The organism is Nocardioides antri (genome assembly GCF_008373765.1).
Lineage (GTDB): Bacteria > Actinomycetota > Actinomycetes > Propionibacteriales > Nocardioidaceae > Nocardioides > Nocardioides antri.
The window spans coordinates 723,393-741,749 of record NZ_VUJW01000001.1; the positions used below are offsets into that span (position 1 = coordinate 723,393).

An 18,357-nucleotide genomic window follows, 5' to 3' on the forward strand; every position below is an offset into this window, starting at 1 on the left:
CTGATCACTCCAGGGTCGGCAGCGCCGGCTCGAAGGTGAGCCGGGCGTCGCCTCCGTGCTGCGTGCCCTCGCCCGACCAGGTGCCGGTGCCGGTGTAGGTCTCGCCGTCGATCGTCAGGTCGACGGTGTAGGCGTACGGCGCCGGGCCGAGCCCGTCGATCCGCCGTTCCGGGGTGTCCGACGGGACCGCGAGCTCGACGAACCCGTCGTCGGCACAGTGCTGGTCGACCTCGGACAGAGCGAAGGTCTCGACCGCCCCGTTCGCGGACTTCACCGTGACGCCGGCGCTGACGGCGCCGTCCACTGCCGCGTCGTCGAGGACCAGCTCGAGGTCTGCCATGCCCCCCGAGCTCGGGGTGTTCTGGGTGATCGTCATCCACGACAGGGGGACGCCGTCGCGGGTGACCGTCCACCGCCAATAGCCCGACGTGTCGCCACTGCCGGCGTAGACGAAGTAGCCGGCGAAGCGATCCACGGCCGGGCCGCTCGGGGTGAGCTGCAGGTGGGTCTCGCTGTCAGGCTCCACGAGCACCGGATAGCTGGCGCACCGGGTCCCGTCGGGAGCCTCGCTCAAGGTGATCGACCACTGCCCCGGCAGGGGGAAGGCGGCCGGCAGGGGGGAGGGGAAGCCGACGTCCGGGAGGGCCGCAGGGGACGGGATCGCGTGGTCGCCGCACCCATTGCCCCAGCAGAACGATCCCTGCTGAGCGTCGACGGGTCCCTCGGCGCCGCCGAGGACCAGCACCGGCGGAATGTCCCCGGTGGCCGGGTGCGGCGTGAGAGCCGTCCCGCTCGGGTTGACCGTCGCGTCCGTCGCGACGGGGGGTGCGGTCCGGTCTTCGCCGGGGCCGCCCCGGGTCGCGACGACGGCGATGACTGCGGCCGCCGCCGCCACGGTGCCGACGGCGACGAGGCCACGGGTCCGGCGCTGCCGCCGGCCGTGCCGGTCCAGCACGAGCGCGAACGGCGGCGCCGTGTCCGGGGTCTCGGCCGCGACGGCGTCGGCGAGTGCGTGGCGGAGGTGATCGGTCATGACAGCTGCTCCGAGTCGACGAGGTGAGGGGCGAGCGCCGCGCGAGCGCGGGCCAGGCGCGACTTGACGGTGCCGACCGGCACCTTCAGCACCCGGGCGACCTCGTCGACCGGACGGTCGACGAGGTGGTGGAGCACGAGGACCGCGCGCTGGTCGATCGGCAGCCGGGCGATCGCTGACGCGAGGTCGATCAGGTCGTCGGTCCCGCCCGGGTCGGCGTGCTCGAGGTCCGGGCCGGCCAGGCGGGGAAGGGCGAGCCGGGCGACGCGGTGCCTCCGGTGGCGGGAGACGAGCATGCGCACGGCGACCGTGCGCAGCCACATCTCCGGGTCGTCGTACTCGCGCACGGTCGACCAGCGCTGCAGCAGCTTGACGAACGCCTCCTGGGCGACCTCCTCGGCGTCTGCGCGGCTGCCCCCGACGACGGTCAGGAGGCCGATCAGTCGCGGGCAGGCGGCCGCGTAGAGCTGGGCTACCTCGTCACTGGCGTCCGCGTGCACACCTCTCACACGCGCCACGGTCGCGTCCGGTTCCCTCTACGACCGGGATTTCTCGATCGACGTGGCGTACCGCTCGTCGGTGTAGCGGCGCAGCTTCCTCAGGAACCAGCGGAACGTCAGGTTCATCACCGGCTTCCCCAGCGGCACCAGCCGTCGCGACGGCCCTGCGACGTCGAGCGCGAGGGTCCAGGTGAGCCGGCAGCCCTCGGTGGTCCGCTCGACGTCGTACTCTCGGCGAACGCCTGCACGGTCTTCTCCGAGGACGCGTTGAACCGGAAGGCCATCCGGGTGGGCGGCTCCCACAGGAGGAACTCCTCGTCGCCGACCAGGCCGCCTCGCATGTCGACCACCCGGGTGGTGCCGACCCCGCGGGGAGGCGGGCTGGTCCAGGTCACCTTCGTGATCACCTTCGCCCAGCGCGGCCAGGCATCGGCGTCCTCGAGCACCTCGAAGAGCTGTTCCGGGGTGATCGCGAGATCCACGCTGTTGGAGTAGCGGTGGCGCGCGGCGTCGACGAAGCCGGCGTCGACGAGCTGGCACGGATGCATGTCGGGCATGCGACGAGACTAGAACACGTTCTCGTCGATACCGTCGGGTCTCGTGACCCGGATCCTCGTCCCTCCCGCGCGCGTCCCGCGGTGGGTGGAGAACTTCGGCGAGCGCCACGGCCCGACCTGGCTGACCGTCGTCGACGGCGCGCTCCGCGGGGACGCCGAGGACGGGTCCTGGTTCGCGGCCCGGCTGCCGCTCGAGCGGGCGTACGACGGCGCGGCCGACGTCGGTGCCTTCGTCGCCGCCGCGGAGCCGGCGGGGGACTGGGGAGTGCTGCTCGTGCGGAAGGGCGGCTTCGCCGTGGCCCGGCTGGCGGGGGAGCGGCTGGTGGGGTCGAAGGTCGGCCAGCGCCACGTCCAGGGGCGCACCAAGGCGGGCGGCCAGTCGCAGCAGCGGTTCGCGCGCCGGCGGGACAACCAGGCCCGCGAGGCGTACGCCGCCGCCGCCGACCACGCCGCGCGGGTCCTGGACGGCCTGCGCGGCCCCCTGGTCGCCGGCGGCGACCGGGCGGCCGTCGACGCGGTGCTGGCCGACCCGCGCCTCGCGGGGCTTCCCGTCGCCGGACCCTGGCTCGCCGTACCCGATCCGCGGAGAGCGGTCCTCGACGCGGCGATCGCCGCCGCCCGGGCGGTGCAGGTCGACGTCGAGAACGCCTAGCGGTGAGGGCCTTGGTGAGGAACCGGCTGTGCGGATCGAGGACGTACGACGCGAAGGGGCCGCACTCCACGAACCCGCGTGACCGGTAGAGCCGGCGCGCAGGCGCGAAGTAGTCCTGGCTGCCGGTCTCCAGGCTCAGCCGGGTGTAGCCGCGCTCGGTCGCCGTGGCGAGGACGTGGTCGAGCAGCCGGCCGGCGACCCCGCGCCGCCGCGCCGCTGCGGCGGTGCGCATCGACTTGATCTCACCGTGCGTCGGGTCCAGCTCCTTGAGCGCCGCCGTGCCGAGGACCTGGTCGCCCTCGGAGAGGGTCCAGAACGTCATGCCCGGACCGGCGAGCGCCGCGGCGTCGAGGGCGTGGACGCTCTCCGCCGGGGACGTCGCGAACATGTCGGCGAGGTGCTCTTCGAGCAGCGCCAGGACCGCGGGTCGGGTCGGGTCGTCGACGGCGATGCGCACCGGATCATTCTCGCGGATCGCGGTCGCGTGCTCGCGTCGGGGCGCCCGTGATCGGCTAGCGTCCGTGGCATGTGGCAGCCCGAGCCCGACTGGGTGGCGCTCCCGGGTGGGACCGGGACCTCCACCGTCGGCGTGTGGCGTACGGCGCTCGGGGGCCGGCCGGTGGTGGTGAAGCGGCTCGCCGCGCCGCAACCGGGCGATCCTGCCTCGTTGAGCGACCCGTCCCACATCGCCTACTGGCGCCGCGAGGCCGACGTGGTGGTCACCGGGCTCATCGACGCGACCCCCGGGCTGCGCGGCGCGCCGGCGTCGGTCGAGGAGGATCCCGAAGGCGTGACCATCATCCGCGACTGGGTCGAGGACGCCGCGTCCAGCGGGCTCTTCCTCGCGCTCTGCCTCGGCCGGTTCGCGGGTGCCGACCTGCCGCGCCCGCGGTTCCTGGCCCGCACCCTGATGCGCGACCGGGTGGACCGGGTGGCGCGGAACGGCGGCTGGCCGACCCTCGACCGGACGACGGTCGCCGACGTGGCGGACCACCTGTGGCGGCGCCGTGGTGCGATGCTCGACCTGCTCGACGGCCTGCCGCAGGTGCCGCAGCACGGCGACCCGACCGGCGCCAACCTGCCGGGCCGCAGCGGGGACGAGGCGATCGCGATCGACTGGGGAACGCTCGGCACGGGTCCCGTCGGTGGCGACCTCGGCTACCTGTCCCTCTCGTCGCGGGAGGGGTTCGAGCCGCTGCTCGACGCCTACCTGCTGGGACTCCCGGACGCCGACCGCGACCAGGTGGTCCTCGGCGCGCAGGTCGTCGCGGTCTACACGGCGCTCACCCGCGCGGAGTGGGCCCTGGCCCGCGCGGCGGCGGGGGAGGGCGCACTCGCCTCGAAGTACCGGCATCCCTCCGTGGCGCCGCACCTGCGCACGCTGCAGCGCCAGTTCCCCCACATGGAAGCGTTGCTCCAGCTGTGAGGGTCCGGCGCTGGGTCGCCGTGGCCGTGTGCGGGACCCTGCTCCTCGGCTGCACCGACAGCTCGAGCGAGCCGGATGATCCCGCGCCGGGGCTGCCGCGGCCTGCGCCGGTCGAACAGCTGCCAGGGCGGGTCGTCGACACCGTCGGCGTCGCCTCGTTCAACGTCTACCGCCACCTGCCGCGCCGAGACGCGATGGCGGACGCAGTCAGACTGACCCGTGACGAACAGGTCGACGTCATCGGCTGGCAGGAGACCAGGGCGGACTACTTCCCCGACGTACGCCGCCGGCTGGCCGGGCGTGGCTGGGACACCTGGCAGCTCTGGGAGCCGGCCGGCCCGTTCTGGCTGGCCGTCTCCTGGCGGCGTGACCGGTTCTCGCTGGTGGAGGGCTCGTGGACCGAGGCGCACGGCGGGGCGGGGCCGCAGCGCACCGACCTGCCGTTCCCCCCGCGCGGCTACATCGTCGTGACCCTGCGGCACCGGGAGAGCGGGAAGCTGCTCACGGTCGTCGACACCCACCTCAACCAGGGGATCGAGACGGGTGACCAGCTCCAGGACACGCTCAACGCGGACTACGCCAAGGAGCACCTGAAGCTCCTGGCGCAGGTCTGGGACCGGGTCCCGGGGGACCTCGTGAGCGGCACCGGCGACTACAACTTCGACTTCGCCGACGACTTCCGCGCCCGCCCGGAGGGCGGTGTCTGGGACACGCAGCACAGCCACGCGACGCCGTCGTACGAGGTGCTGGGGCTCGACGGCGTCGCGCCGACCCGTGGGTCACGCTGGATCGACTACGTCTGGATCGCCGACCGCACCCTCCGGGTGGAGGCGCAGGACCGGGGGACCGGCCAGTTCGTCCGGCACGAGTCGCTGGGCGGCTTCGCGTCCGACCACCGGCCGCTGGTCGTGCAGATCCGCTGGTACGACCGCTGAGCCGGCTCGGTCACTCCTCGGTGAGGACCTCGTCCTCCGAGGCGTCGAAGGTGTCGCAGGCGCCGAGGTCGCCCGACTCGTAGCCGACCAGGAACCAGTGCTTGCGCTGTCCGGAGGAGCCGTGGGTCCAGGTCTCCGGGTTGACCTGGCCCTGGGTCTTGCGCTGGATCCGGTCGTCGCCGACCGCCTCCGCCCCCTCGATCGCCAGGTCGATGTCCTCGTCGGAGAGGTCCTCGATGAGCACCTCGCCCGACTCGTCCTCGGTGGAGGTCGCGTGGTGCGCCCACATGCCGGCGTAGCAGTCGGCCTGGAGCTCCAGCCGCACGCCGAGCGAGGTCGGCCCGGTGTCGCGACTCCGGCTCGCCTCGGTCATGAACCCGAGCAGGTTCGAGATGTGGTGGCCGTACTCGTGGGCGAGGACGTAGAACTCGACGAAGCCGCCGTCCGGGCCGCCCAGCTCGTCCTCGAGGACCTGGTCGAAGAACGTGGTGTCGAGGTAGATCGAGTCGTCGCCCGGGCAGTAGAACGGGCCGACCGAGGAGTCCGCGTTGCCGCAGGCGGTGCTCACCTGGCCGGAGAACGTCGTCAGGGTCTCGATCGGGCGGAACTTCCCGCCGAGCTCGGACTCCCAGTAGTCGGTCAGCGAGTTCTCGACCGCGACCCGGGCGCAGTCGTGGTCCTCGTTGGCGTCCTCACCGGTCTCGCAGTGGTCGTAGCGACCGCTGTCCTCGGCGTCGCTGAGGCGGCTTGCGGAGTAGGGGGAGCCGCCGCCGAGCAGGTCGAGGTTGAGGCACTGCGAGAGGACGAAGAGCGCTATCAGCAAGATGACGCCGCCGATGCCACCGCGGGCGCCGAGGCCTCCGGGGATGGGCAGGCGCATGCCGCCACCCCCGCCGGGAAATCCCCCACCGCCAGATCGGGTGTCCCGCACGCGGGACCTGTCGAGCCGAGCCTTCGGATTGAACCTGACCACCTCTGCACCCTAGGGGATGCTCCCGTTTGGGCCGGGGTGTCCGCTCCGTGGGAGACTGAGCCACGTCATGATCACGGTTCACCAGCTCGAGGTCAGAGCCGGTGCCCGGCTCCTGATGGAGGACGTCACCTTCCGGGTCGCCGCGGGCGACAAGGTCGGCCTGGTCGGCCGCAACGGCGCCGGCAAGACGACGCTCACCAAGATCCTCGCCGGTGAGGCACTGCCCGCCAGCGGGTCGGTCTCCGCGAACGGCGAGGTCGGCTACCTGCCGCAGGACCCCCGCACCGGTGACCCCGACCAGCTCGCCCGCGAGCGGATCCTGTCCGCACGCGGCCTCGACGACGTCGTACGACGCCTCCGGGCGTCCGAGGTCGAGATGGGCAGCGACGACCCGACGACCCGGGAGCGCGCGATGCGGCGCTACGAGCGGGCCGACGCCGAGCTGCACGCCGGTGGCGGCTACGCGGCCGAGTCGGAGGCGGCGTCGATCGCGCACAGCCTCGGCATCACCGACCGGCTCCTCGGCCAGCCGTTGAAGACGCTCTCCGGTGGCCAGCGGCGCCGGGTCGAGCTCGCGCGGATCCTCTTCTCCGACGCCGGGACGCTCCTCCTCGACGAGCCGACCAACCACCTCGACGCGGACTCGATCGTGTGGCTCCGCGACTTCCTCAAGGCGTTCACCGGCGGCCTGGTCGTCATCAGCCACGACACCGACCTCCTCGAGGCGACGGTCAACCGCGTGCTCCACCTCGACGCCAACCGGGCGGTCATCGACACCTACAACATGGGCTGGAAGGCCTACCTCCAGCAGCGCGAGACCGACGAGAAGCGGCGCAAGCGCGAGCGCACCAACGCCGAGGCGAAGGCGAAGACGCTCACCGACCAGGCCAACAAGATGCGCGCCAAGGCCACCAAGGCGCAGGCGGCGCAGTCGATGCTGAAGCGGGCCGAGCGGATGCTGGCCGGCGTCGAGGCCGAGCGGCAGTCGGACCGGGTGGCGCGGATCGCGTTCCCGAAGCCCGCGCCGTGCGGCAAGACCCCGCTGACGGCTGCCGAGCTCTCGAAGTCCTACGGCTCGCTCGAGGTGTTCACCGACGTCGACCTCGCGATCGACAAGGGGTCGCGGGTCGTCATCCTCGGCCTCAACGGAGCCGGCAAGACCACGCTGCTGCGGATCCTCGCCGGTCTCGACCAGCCCGACACCGGCAAGGTCGTCCCGGGCCACGGCCTCAAGCTCGGCTACTACGCCCAGGAGCACGAGACGCTCGACGTCAACCGCACCGTGCTGGAGAACATGCAGTCAGCGGCACCACAGCTGACCGACACCGAGGCCCGCTCCGTGCTCGGGTCGTTCCTGTTCTCCGGCGAGGACGCCCACAAGCCCGCAGGCGTGCTCTCCGGCGGGGAGAAGACCCGGCTGGCGCTGGCGAGCCTGGTCGTGTCCGCCGCCAATGTGCTGCTGCTCGACGAGCCGACCAACAACCTCGACCCGGCGTCCCGCGAGGAGGTGCTGGCCGCGATCCGCTCCTACGAGGGCGCGATCGTGCTGGTCACCCACGACGAGGGCGCCGTCCACGCTCTCGAGCCGGACCGCGTCCTCATCCTCCCCGACGGGGTCGAGGACCTCTGGAACGCGGACTACGCCGACCTCGTCGCGCTGGCCTGACTACTCCTCGGCGATCGCCTCGAGCACGTTCATCCGGGAGGCCCGGATCGAAGGGACCACCGCGGCGAGCACGCCGACCACGACGGCGATCACCAGGAAGACAACGAGCTGCGAGAGCGGCAGGGCGAGGCTGGTCAGGTCGTCCTTGAGCGTCTCGCGCAGGGTCACCCCGATGACGAGGCCCAGACCGAGGCCGAGCACCGCGCCGAGCACGGCGATCGCCACGGACTCCAGGGTGATCATCCGCCGCAGCCGGCGCCGGCTCATGCCGATCGCGCGGAGGAGCCCGACCTCGCGGGTGCGTTCGATGACGCTGAGACCGAGGGTGTTGACGATGCCGAAGACCGCGATGACGATCGCCAGCGCGAGCAGGCCGTAGATGATGTAGAGCAGCTGGTTGACCTGGTCGCGGATCGAGTCGCTGAAGCCCTCCTTGTCGTAGACCGCGACGATCGGGACGTCGGACGCGGCGTCGTCGAGGTCGTTCTTGACGGTCTCCGGGTCGGCGCCGTCCTCCATCAGGATGCTGATCGAGGTGTCCTGGCGGGTCAGCCCCGCGTTCTCGATCTGCTCCAGCGGGACGTTGATCGGCGCGGTGACCTCGGACGACTTGACGATCCCGACGACCTCCAGCTGGAGCTTCGAGCCACCCGGGAAGGTCAGGTCGAGGGGATCGCCCAGCGCGAGGTCGTGCTCCTCGGCGAAGTCGTCGTAGACGAAGGCCTCCGGACCTTGCAGGTCGATCCGGCCCTCCTCCACCTCGAGGTCGTAGACGTCGGTGAACGCGGCGTCGTTGCCGGCGACCGACTCGGTGTCGCCGGCGTACCTCGCGCCGACCCACTGCTGCCGGCTGACGACCGAGACCCCGTCGACGTCCTCGAGCGCGTCGCCGACCGTTGTCGAGAACGGCATGAAGTTCACGCTCTGCACGAGGTAGTCGGCGGTGAACTCCTCGTCGACCAGGTCGTCGATCGACTCGTTCATCGACGCGGCCAGCACGCCGATGGTCGACACGAGAGCGAGCCCGATCATCAGCGCCGACGCGGTCGCGCCGGTGCGCCGCGGGTCGCGCAGGGCGTTCTCGCCCGCGAGCCGCCCCGGCGCACCGAACAGGCGCCCGAACACGGCGCGGCACCCGACGAGGACGGGCCTCCCGAGGATGGGGCTGATCACCGCGACGGTGAGGATCCAGATCACCGCTCCGATGCCGACCCAGAGCGCGTCGGGTCCTGGTGCACCCACCACCCCCCAGGCTGCGAGCGCGGCGCCCACGACAAGGAGCGCACCGCCGACGGTCGCACGGCGCCCGAGCGGGGCGGGGGCGTGCGGCGACTCGGCGCGCATCGCCGCGACCGGGGCGACCCGCCCGGCGCGCCGCGAGGGGACGTAGGCCGCCACCATCGTGACGACGACACCGACGACGTAGCTGACGATGACCGCGCTCGCAGTCAGGTCGAGCGCGTTGCCGGCGATGTCGAGCCCGATCGCCCGGAACAGAGCAGCAAGACCTCGCGAGAGCAGCCAGCCCAGCCCGATGCCGATCGTCGACGCGACGAAGGACAGAACCAGGGCCTCGAGGAGGACGGACCGGGTCACCTGCTCGCGGGCGGCGCCGAGGGCGCGCATCAGCGCCAGCTCGCGCGACCGCTGGGCGACCAGGATCGAGAAGGTGTTGAGGATGATGAACCCGCCGACGAGCACCGCGATGCCCGCGAAGATCAGCAGGAAGATCTTGACGATGCCGAGGAACTCGCCGATGGCCGCCTGCGACTCGTCGGCGACCTTGTCGCCGGTGACCGCCTCGAAGCCGTCCGGCGCGACCTTCTCGGCCGCGGCGGCGAGCTCCTCCTGCGACACCCCGTCCGCCGCGGTGAGGCTTACCCGGTTGTAGACGTCGTGACCGTTGAGGAACAGCTCCTGCGCACCCTCGGTGGAGAAGATGAGCAGCGTCGCCCCTGCGGTGCCACCGCCGTTGAACTCAGCGGTGCCGACGAGGGTGGCGGTCTGCTCGATCTCGCCGTACGGCGCCAGCAGCTGAACCTCGTCGCCGAGCTCGTAGTCGCCGTTCTCGGCCGCGCCGGTGTCGAGCACGATCTCGTCGGTGCCCTCCGGCCAGTGACCGCTGTCGAGCTCGAGGATCGAGCCGCCGTCCATGTTGGGGCCGTCGTGGTAGTTGAACGCCAGCGTGGGCGCGCCGGTGCCACCGACGAGGGTGCCGTCGGAGGCGAGCAGGCTCATCCCGAACCCGGCGATGTCGCCGTCGGCCCGCTCGACCTCGGGCAGCGCCTCGAGGTCGGCGATCGCCTCCGGGGTCACCACGTTCTTCGGTGTGCCGGAGTAGCCGGCATCGAACTCGGCGAAGTCCTTCGCGCGGACGACACCGTCGGGCGTCGAGCCGTAGATGATGCCGTCGAACGTGGTCGACAGGCCGTTGCTGAAGACGAGCACGCCGGAGAGGAACGCGACGCCGAGCACGATCGACAGGCCGCTCATGACGAGGCGGACCTTGCGCGCGAGCAGGTTGCGCAGGGTGAGCTTGAACATCGTCAGGGTGTCCCGGCTGCCGCCGCGACGAGCGTCTGGAGCGCGGTCATGTGCTCGAGGATCTGCTCGCGGTCGGGGTTGTCGATCGCGTCGACGACCTGGCCGTCGGCGAGGAAGATCACCCGGTCGCAGTACGACGCCGCCACCGCGTCGTGGGTCACCATGACGACCGTCTGGCCGAACTCGTCGACGCTGCGCCTCAGGAACGACAGCACCTCGGCGCCCGACGTGCTGTCGAGGTTGCCGGTCGGCTCGTCCGCGAAGACGATCGACGGCTTGCTCGCGAGCGCCCGGGCGCACGCGACGCGCTGCTGCTGGCCGCCCGACATCTCGCTCGGCCGGTGCCCGAGCCGGTCGCGCAGGCCCACCGCGTCGACCACCATGTCGAACCAGGCCTGGTCGGGCTTGGTGCCGGCCAGGTCGAGGGGGAGGAGGATGTTCTCCTTCGCGGTCAGCGTGGGGATCAGGTTGAAGGCCTGGAAGACGAACCCGACCCGGTCCCGGCGCAGGGCCGTGAGCGCCTTGTCGCTGAGGCCGGACAGGGAGGTGCCGTCGACCTCGACGGTGCCGGAGGTCGGGGTGTCGAGGGCGGCCAGGCAGTGCATCAGGGTCGACTTGCCCGAGCCCGAGGGGCCCATGATGGCGGTGAACTTGCCGGCCTCGAGGTCGACGGTGACGCCGGCGAGGGCGTGGACTTCCGACTGGCCGGAGCCGTACACCTTGCGCAGGTCGACGGCACGTGCGGCTACAGGCGGGCGATGGGGGGCGCTCGTCATGAGGTTCACCTTGCCCGATCGCCGGTGGTGGCGCATCGGGATATCCCCTGAGGCGACCCCGGGGTTCAGCCGCGGGCCGGGAGCAGCAGCGCCGAGTCCCCGAACTCGTGCCACAGGTAGCGCGCCTCGACGGCGGCGGCATAGGCCCGCTGGGTGAGCTCGCGCCCGGCGACGGCCTCGACGAGGAGCAGGTGCGAGGCCTCCGGGTCGTGCCACCCGGTGATCAGACCGTCCACGATCCGGGGCGGGTCGGCGGGGGTCACGACACGCGACGTCCAGCCGCGGGCTGCAACCACAGTGGCGCCGTCCCCGGTGCTGTGCACTGCCGACTCCAGGGCGCGGGTGACGGTCGTGCCGACCGCGACCACCCGGCCGCCGCCGGCGCGGGCGGCGTTGACGACCGCGGCGGTCGTCGCAGTCACCTCGAACCGCTCCGGCTGCGGAGCCTCGCCGGCCTCCTGCGAGGAGACGCCGGTGTGCAGCGTGACGGGGGCGACGACCACGCCGCGGGCGACGAGACGCGTCACCAGGTCCGCGGTGAACGGACGGCCCGCCGACGGCATCTCCGCGCTGCCGGGCCGATGGCCGAAGACGGTCTGGTAGTCGGCCAGCGGGTAGCGGTCGGCCAGGTAGCCGTAGGAGATCGGCCGGCCGTAGCGGCGCGCGACGCCGGGGAGGTCTCCGTGGACGACCTCCGCCTGCCAGAGCCTGTTCCCGGTCCCGGTGGGCGAGGAGTGCGGCTCGGGGTACGGCGCCAGCAGGCGCAACCGGGCGGCACCCGCAGCGATCTCCAGCACGTCGCCGGGCTCCGCGTCGAGCACGGCGCGATCGGCATCGGGCGCGCGTCGTACCTCCACCACCCAGGTGCCCTCGGGCAGGGGCGTGGCGAGGTGGACGACCACCGGGCCGTGGCGGTCCGAGAGCGCGTCGAGCTGTGCCGCGACGGTCGCGGAGTCGTTCACGACGACGACATCGCCGGGGTGGAGGTGCTCGGGGAGGTGGGTGAACCGGGTGTGGTTGAGCCCGCGCTCCCCGTCGGAGACCAGCAGCCTGACCCGGTCCCGGGCGACGCCGCGTCGCTCCGCCGGAGCAGGCGCGAAGACCGAGCGGGGAGCAGCGAAGCTGGTGGCGGGACGCTCGTCGAGAAGGGGCATCTCAGACCACCGCCCGGTCCGCCGCACGGAGCGCGGGGAAATCGGCGGCGCGGTAGCGGCCCGACGGGGGCCGGCTGGACAGCAGGGCGAGCAGGTGCGGGACGACGGTCTCCGGGAGCGGGCGGTCGGAGATGTCCTCGCCCGGGAACCAGTCCTGGTGCATCTGGGTCCGCATGTCGCCCGGGTCGACGGCGTACGCCGTGATCTCGGGGTTCTCGGCGGCGAAGGTCAGCGTGATGTGGTCCAGCCCCGCCTTCGAGGCGCTGTAGAGCCCCCACCCGGCGTAGTGCTCGACCGCTGCGTCGGACGAGATCGAGAGGAGCACCCCGCGGGAGGCGGCGAGCCTCGGCAGCAGCAGCGACGTGAGGACGAGCGGCGCGCCGACGTTGTGGCGCCAGACGTACTGCAGGTCCTCCGGCGTCGTGTCGGCCAGCAGGCGGTGCCGGGTGTCCCCGCTGATCGGTCCGAGCGCGCTGGCGTTGTGGACGAGGAGGTCGAGACCGCCGCGCTCGTCGACGGCCGCGCGGAGCGCGTCGCGGTGGCCGGCGTCGGTGACGTCGCCCGGGATCGCGGTGATCCGGTCGGCGCCGGGGAGGTCACGGAGGCGGTCGAGGCGGGCGGCGTCGCGGCCGTCGGTCACGACGTGCCAGCCCTGGTCGGAGAGTGCGGCCACGAGCGCGCGGCCGAGGCCGGCGCTGCCGCCGGTGATGAGTGCTGTCTTGGTGGTCATGCACCCATCGTGAAACTTAAAGTTAACTTGAAGTCAAGGGCTCGGTCGGGGGAGATGAACGCGATCGGGATCGGCTGTTCCGCGCCCGCCGCGCTGCACTTCCCGCTCATCTCGCCGGACTGACGTGCCAGAGTGGGTCCGTGGCGGAATACGTGGGGGCCATCGACCAGGGCACGACGAGCACCAGGTTCATGGTGTTCGACCATGCGGGCGCCGAGGTCGTGCGCCACCAGCTCGAGCACGAGCAGGTCCTGCCGCGGGCAGGCTGGGTCGAGCACAACCCGGTCGAGATCTGGGAGCGGACGTCGGCCGTCGTGCAGACCGCGCTCGGCAAGGCCCGGCTCGGCGCCGATGACCTGGCGGCGGTCGGGATCACGAACCAGCGGGAGACCACCTTCGTCTGGGACCGGCGCACGGGCCGCCCGCTCCACAACGCGATCGTGTGGCAGGACACCCGCACCGACGGCATCGCCGCGGCCCTCGACCGGGACGGGCGAGGCGACGTGATCCGGCACCGGGCGGGACTGCCCCCGGCGACGTACTTCGCCGGCGGGAAGCTGCAGTGGATCCTCGAGAACGTCGACGGCGTGCGGGAGGCCGCCGAGCGCGGCGATGCACTGTTCGGTACGGCGGACACCTGGCTGCTGTGGCACCTCACGGGTGGCCCGGACGGCGGGGTCCACGTCACCGACGTCACCAACGCCAGCCGCACCATGCTGATGGACCTCGAGACCCTAGACTGGGACGACGAGCTGCTCGGGTTCTTCGGCGTCCCGCGGGCGATGCTGCCCGTCATCCGGGAGTCGTCGGCCGCGGCGTCCGGCGGCCCGTTCGGCGTGACGCGCAGGACCGGCCCGTTTGGCGGCGAGGTGCCGCTCACCGGCATCCTCGGCGACCAGCAGGCCGCCACCGTCGGCCAGGTCTGCTTCGCACCCGGCGAGGCCAAGAACACCTACGGCACCGGCAACTTCATGCTGCTCAACACCGGCACCGAGATCGTGCGGTCGAAGGCGGGGCTGCTCACGACGCCGGCCTACCGGCTCGGCGACGAGCCCTGCGTCTACGCGCTCGAGGGCTCGATCGCCGTCACCGGCTCCGCCGTGCAGTGGCTGCGCGACCAGCTCGGCATCATCAGCGGAGCGGCCGAGTCCGAGGCGCTGGCCCGCCAGGTCGAGGACAACGGCGGCGTCTACTTCGTGCCGGCGTTCTCGGGCCTGTTCGCGCCGTACTGGCGCTCCGACGCCCGCGGCGCCATCGTCGGCCTGTCCCGCTTCAACACCAACGCCCACCTGGCGCGGGCGACCCTTGAGGCCATCTGCTACCAGTCCCGTGACGTCGTCGAGGCGATGTGCCAGGACTCGGGTGTCGAGCTGGAGGTGCTCAAGGTCGACGGGGGAGTGACCGCCAACCAGCTGTGCATGCAGATCCAGGCCGACGTGCTGGGCGTGCCCGTCAGCCGGCCGGTCGTCCCGGAGACGACGGCGCTCGGCGCGGCGTACGCTGCCGGCCTCTCCGTCGGGTTCTGGTCCAGCACCGACGAGCTGCGGCAGAACTGGCGCGAGGACACCCGCTGGGAGCCCCAGTGGGACGAGGACCGTCGAGCCGACGGCTACGCCCGCTGGCAGAAGGCCGTGCAGCGCACGCTCGACTGGGTCGAGGTGTGATGAGGGAGCCCCGATGACGCCCGCCGCCCTGTCGCCCCGCGCCCGCGCCGCGGCGCTCAAGCGCCTCGAGAGCCAGCAGTTCGACGTGCTCGTGATCGGCGCCGGCGTCGTCGGCTCGGGGTGCGCCCTCGACGCCGCGACCCGTGGCCTCAAGGTCGGCCTGGTCGAGGCCCGCGACTTCGCCTCCGGCACGTCGAGCCGCAGCTCCAAGCTGATCCACGGCGGGCTGCGCTACCTGGAGATGCTCGACTTCCGGCTGGTGGCCGAGGCGCTCAAGGAGCGGGGCCTGCTCATGCAGCGGCTGGCGCCGCACCTGGTCCGTCCGGTGCCCTTCCTCTACCCGCTGACCGGTCGCGGCTGGGAGCGCTGGTACGCCGGCTCCGGCGTCGCGCTCTACGACGCGCTGGCCAAGACGAGCGGCTACGGCGACGGCACGCCGGTGCATCGGCACCTGACCCGGCACGGCGCTCGCAAGGCCTTCCCGTCGCTGCGCAAGGACGCCCTGGTCGGCGCGATCAAGTACTACGACGCGCAGGTCGACGACGCGCGCCACACCATGTTCCTCGCGCGGACCGCGGCGACCTACGGCGCCGCGGTCGCGAGCCGAACCCGTGTGATCGGCCTGATCAAGGAGAGCGAGCGGGTCGTCGGCGCCGAGGTGATCGACCTCGAGACCGGCCACCGGTTCGAGATCCGCGCGTCCCAGGTCATCAACGCGACGGGCATCTGGACCGACGAGACCCAGGCGATGGCCCGCGAGCGCGGCCAGTTCCAGGTGCGGGCGAGCAAGGGCATCCATCTCGTCGTACCCCGCGACCGCGTCCGCGGCGAGACCGGCCTGATCCTGCGCACGGAGAAGTCGGTGCTGTTCGTCATCCCGTGGAAGCGGCACTGGATCATCGGCACCACGGACACCGACTGGGCGCTCTCGAAGGACCACCCGGCGGCGAGCTCGAGCGACATCGACTACCTGCTCGAGCACGTCAACGCAGTGCTCGAGGTGCCGCTGACCCGCGACGACGTCGAGGGCGTGTACGCCGGCCTCCGGCCGCTCCTGGCGGGCGAGGACGCGGCCACGTCGAAGCTGTCGCGCGAGCACGCCGTCGCGCACTCCGTGCCGGGCCTGGTGGTGATCGCCGGCGGCAAGTACACGACCTACCGGGTGATGGCGGCCGACGCGGTCGACGAGGCCGTGCGGGGCCTGGAGATCTCGGAGGGGAAGACGGTGGGGCCGTGCGTGACGGAGCAGATCCCGCTCGTCGGCGCCGACGGCTACCAGGCGCTGTGGAACCAGCGCCGCACGCTGGCAGCCCAGTCCGGGCTGGCGATCAACCGGATCGAGCACCTGCTGGAGCGCTACGGCTCACTGGTGCTGGAGGTGCTCGACCTGGTCGCCGCCGAGCCCGACCTCGCCGATCCGCTGCCGGGCGCCGAGGACTACCTCAAGGCCGAGGCGGTGTACGCCGTCACCCACGAGGGCGCCCGCCACCTCGACGACGTGCTCACCCGCCGTACGCGGATCTCGATCGAGACGTTCGACCGCGGCGTCGCTGCCGCTCCGTGCGTCGCGGACCTCGCCCGCGGCTACCTCGGCTGGGACTCCGCGCAGCACGGCCGCGAGCTGGAGCACTACCTCAAGCGGGTCGAGGCCGAGCGCGAGAGCCAGCGGCAGCCGGACGACCACACCGCCGACGCCGCCCGGAAGGGCGCGCCCGACGTGGTGCCCGTCTCCCACGTGGCGGAGAGCATCGAGGGCGTCGTCGACTGATCGGGGGTGCCTACGGCGTCGCGGCGACGAGGTCGCCGGCCAGGGGCGCGGTCTGCCCCCGGACCACCGCGACCGGGTCGGCGTCGCGCACCTGCGGGTTCGTCCGGGTGGGTGAGTCGGCGTCGTAGTAGAGCCCGGTCGCCGCGCCGCTGCACGCGCGCGTGACGAGCACGAGGTACGACGCCGTGCTGAGCCCGCCGACCGCGAAGTAACCCTCAGCGTCGGTCACCGTCCGGCGGACCGCGAGCGCGTTGTCCGGCGCGCGCGCCCGGAGCTGGCAGCCGACGACGGGGTCGCCGGACCCGTCCAGCAGCCGGCCGGTGATCGTGCCGCCCGGGTCGAGGGTGGCGCTGATGCCGCTGACGATGGCGGCGTCGACCGGCACCGGGGTCGCGCCGGCGAGCCCGCCGCCGTCGCCCCGGTTGCGCCACCACTCAGCGGCCAGGGATGACGCCGCCGTCTCCCGGTGGAAGCCGACGAAGTAGCTGCCGGACGGGATCTCCCGGAAGCGGTAGTAGCCGTTCGCGTCGGTCGTCCGCGTGGTCGCCAGCCGGCCGGACGGCATGTACAGGTCCACCCGGACCGGCTCGGTCGCGCCGTTGACGCGACCGCGGATCTCGCCCGCCTGGCCGGTGGCGATGTCGATCCCCGTCGTCGTCGCTCCGGCGATCACCTCGAACGGCTCGCCGCCCTGCGGCGTCGGGCTGCCGCCGTTGCAGGTGTGCGGGAACGCGGGCACGAACTCGGGCTCCTGGTGGTTGACGCACACCACGTAGGTCCCGGTGGGGAGCGAGCCGACCGCATAGGTCCAGTCGTTCCCGACGCCCACGGGGACGGACTCACCGGTCGCGACCGCCTCCCAGTCGTCGCCAACCCGTCGCCACGCCGTCACGTTGGGGTAGCCCTGGGCGCCGAGGTACATCTCGGGCAGCGTGCCCTCGACGAATCCGGCGGGTCCCGGTGCGAGGTCGATGCCGGTCCGCTGCTGGCTCGTCGCGAGCACGATGTCCCTGGCCTCCGCCGGTTGGGAGCCGTGGCGCCAGCAGGCGGTGACGACGTCGTACCCGGACGCGCACACGCGGTAGGTGTCAGCGTCCAGGCCGGCGATCCGGTATCCGCCGTCGCCGCCGACATCGTCAGCGGCGGTGTACTGCCACCGGTCGGCCTGCCGCCGGTAGGCAACGACACTCACGTATCCCGTCGATGCCGGTGGGCGGGTGACGCTCCCGGAGATCGTGGCGCGCCGGGCGACGCGGAAGTAGATGGCGGACGTCGTGTCTGGGTCGACTGTCACCTCCTGGGCGTCGTCCAGGGAGGCGACATCCTCCCAGCACTCCGGGAGGAACTCCCGCGGCACGTCAAGGAGGCAGAACCGGTACGTGCCGGGGTCGAGGTCGGGTACGACGAAGGTGCCGTCGGCCAGGCTCTGCTCGCCGCCGCGCCACTGCCAGGTCCCGTCCGGCATCCGCCGGTACGGCGCGACGTACGCCGACACGCCGGCCCCGCCGGCACCGACGACACGACCGCGCAGGCGGGCCTCCAGGGGGAGCGAGGGCGTGACCGTCGTCGTACCGCCCTCGGCGAGGACGATGTCGGTGGCGCCCCAGACGTCGTAGCCGCCTGACCAGCAGCGCTGTCCCACGTCCTCCCACCACATCTCGTCCGGTGCCCGGAAGCACGCCCGGTACGTGCCGGTGGGCAGCGCGAGCGAGAACTCGCCGGGCGGCAGTGCGGTGCTGCTCTGCCACACGGTCTGGGACGCCGCGAGGCGCCAGCGGTCCGGACCGTCGGCCTCGTAGACCTCGACCATGAACGACCCGTACGGGGTCCCGTCGGGTCCGCTCACGATGCCGTTGAGGGTGCCGGTTGCGGCTGTCGCGGACGTGCCGGTGAGGAGAGTGACGATCAGCGCCAGCACGAGAGCAACGCCCGAGATCGGCGCCCGTCCGGCCCGGGGGCGGCGGGGCATTGCGACACAG

The 18,357-nt window shown here is 72.4% G+C and carries 15 protein-coding genes and 1 pseudogene; 6 read left to right on the forward strand and 10 right to left on the reverse strand.

Features of this window, described 5'->3' with window-relative positions; translation table 11 throughout:
* Positions 1-4 precede the first annotated feature (4 nt).
* The 3 genes from F0U47_RS03515 to F0U47_RS03525 form a co-directional block, all read right to left on the reverse strand.
* Positions 5-1,033 carry a hypothetical protein gene (locus F0U47_RS03515; RefSeq protein WP_149748892.1) on the reverse strand — a complete coding sequence of 343 codons (1,029 nt, stop codon included), beginning with the start codon at positions 1,031-1,033 and terminating at the stop codon, positions 5-7.
* Positions 1,030-1,542 (reverse strand): sigma-70 family RNA polymerase sigma factor, encoded by a 513-nt coding sequence (locus tag F0U47_RS03520; protein WP_188111144.1) that lies wholly within the window; start codon positions 1,540-1,542, stop codon positions 1,030-1,032. Before F0U47_RS03520 ends, F0U47_RS03515 begins: the two co-directional genes overlap by 4 nt.
* A 116-nt stretch (positions 1,543-1,658) precedes the next feature.
* The gene (locus F0U47_RS03525; protein ID WP_223162627.1) at positions 1,659-2,090 is read right to left on the reverse strand and encodes an SRPBCC family protein; all 432 of its coding nucleotides are present in this window, start codon (positions 2,088-2,090) and stop codon (positions 1,659-1,661) included.
* Between the two features lie 43 nt (positions 2,091-2,133).
* Here F0U47_RS03525 and F0U47_RS03530 point away from each other — a divergent pair, with 43 nt between their 5' ends.
* On the forward strand, positions 2,134-2,742 hold the full coding sequence (locus F0U47_RS03530) for an acVLRF1 family peptidyl-tRNA hydrolase (RefSeq protein ID WP_149748894.1): 609 nt from the start codon (positions 2,134-2,136) through the stop codon (positions 2,740-2,742).
* Between the two features lie 115 nt (positions 2,743-2,857).
* On the opposite strand, the pseudogene F0U47_RS03535 reads toward F0U47_RS03530, so the two are convergent.
* Positions 2,858-3,130, reverse strand: a pseudogene (locus tag F0U47_RS03535) (GNAT family N-acetyltransferase); the annotation flags it as partial.
* A 138-nt stretch (positions 3,131-3,268) separates the two neighbouring features.
* On the opposite strand from F0U47_RS03535, the gene F0U47_RS03540 reads away from it, so the two are divergent.
* Complete coding sequence (locus F0U47_RS03540; protein WP_149748895.1) at positions 3,269-4,168, forward strand: phosphotransferase; 900 nt, start codon at positions 3,269-3,271, stop codon at positions 4,166-4,168.
* Complete coding sequence (locus F0U47_RS03545) at positions 4,165-5,103, forward strand: exonuclease/endonuclease/phosphatase family protein (RefSeq protein WP_149748896.1); 939 nt, start codon at positions 4,165-4,167, stop codon at positions 5,101-5,103. The genes F0U47_RS03540 and F0U47_RS03545 overlap by 4 nt, the downstream gene beginning before the upstream one ends.
* A 10-nt stretch (positions 5,104-5,113) precedes the next feature.
* Here F0U47_RS03545 and ypfJ read toward each other — a convergent pair whose 3' ends face one another.
* Complete coding sequence (gene ypfJ, locus F0U47_RS03550; RefSeq protein ID WP_149748897.1) at positions 5,114-6,076, reverse strand: KPN_02809 family neutral zinc metallopeptidase; 963 nt, start codon at positions 6,074-6,076, stop codon at positions 5,114-5,116.
* Positions 6,077-6,143: 67 nt separating this feature from the next.
* Between ypfJ and F0U47_RS03555 the strand changes: the two genes are divergently transcribed.
* On the forward strand, positions 6,144-7,742 hold the full coding sequence (locus tag F0U47_RS03555; protein WP_149748898.1) for an ABC-F family ATP-binding cassette domain-containing protein: 1,599 nt from the start codon (positions 6,144-6,146) through the stop codon (positions 7,740-7,742).
* On the opposite strand, the gene F0U47_RS03560 is transcribed toward F0U47_RS03555, so the two are convergent.
* The 4 genes from F0U47_RS03560 to F0U47_RS03575 form a co-directional block, all read right to left on the reverse strand.
* Positions 7,743-10,286, reverse strand: a complete 2,544-nt coding sequence (locus tag F0U47_RS03560) for an ABC transporter permease (protein ID WP_149748899.1) — start codon at positions 10,284-10,286, stop codon at positions 7,743-7,745. It lies immediately after the preceding gene.
* Between the two features lie 2 nt (positions 10,287-10,288).
* Entirely contained in the window at positions 10,289-11,062 is a 774-nt protein-coding gene (locus F0U47_RS03565) for an ABC transporter ATP-binding protein (protein ID WP_149748900.1), read from the reverse strand.
* A 65-nt stretch (positions 11,063-11,127) separates the two neighbouring features.
* Positions 11,128-12,216, reverse strand: coding sequence for an S-adenosylmethionine:tRNA ribosyltransferase-isomerase (locus tag F0U47_RS03570; RefSeq protein WP_149748901.1), 1,089 nt, complete (start codon positions 12,214-12,216; stop codon positions 11,128-11,130).
* A 1-nt stretch (position 12,217) separates the two neighbouring features.
* Positions 12,218-12,946: an SDR family NAD(P)-dependent oxidoreductase gene (locus tag F0U47_RS03575; protein WP_149748902.1), complete on the reverse strand. Its 729-nt coding sequence runs from the start codon at positions 12,944-12,946 to the stop codon at positions 12,218-12,220.
* Between the two features lie 140 nt (positions 12,947-13,086).
* Between F0U47_RS03575 and glpK the strand changes: the two genes are divergently transcribed.
* Positions 13,087-14,610 (forward strand): glycerol kinase GlpK, encoded by a 1,524-nt coding sequence (gene glpK, locus F0U47_RS03580; RefSeq protein WP_149748903.1) that lies wholly within the window; start codon positions 13,087-13,089, stop codon positions 14,608-14,610.
* A gap of 13 nt (positions 14,611-14,623) precedes the next feature.
* Entirely contained in the window at positions 14,624-16,378 is a 1,755-nt protein-coding gene (locus tag F0U47_RS03585; RefSeq protein ID WP_149748904.1) for a glycerol-3-phosphate dehydrogenase/oxidase, read from the forward strand.
* Positions 16,379-16,388: 10 nt separating this feature from the next.
* Here F0U47_RS03585 and F0U47_RS03590 read toward each other — a convergent pair whose 3' ends face one another.
* Positions 16,389-18,347, reverse strand: a complete 1,959-nt coding sequence (locus tag F0U47_RS03590; RefSeq protein WP_149748905.1) for a carboxypeptidase regulatory-like domain-containing protein — start codon at positions 18,345-18,347, stop codon at positions 16,389-16,391.
* Positions 18,348-18,357: the final 10 nt, after the last annotated feature.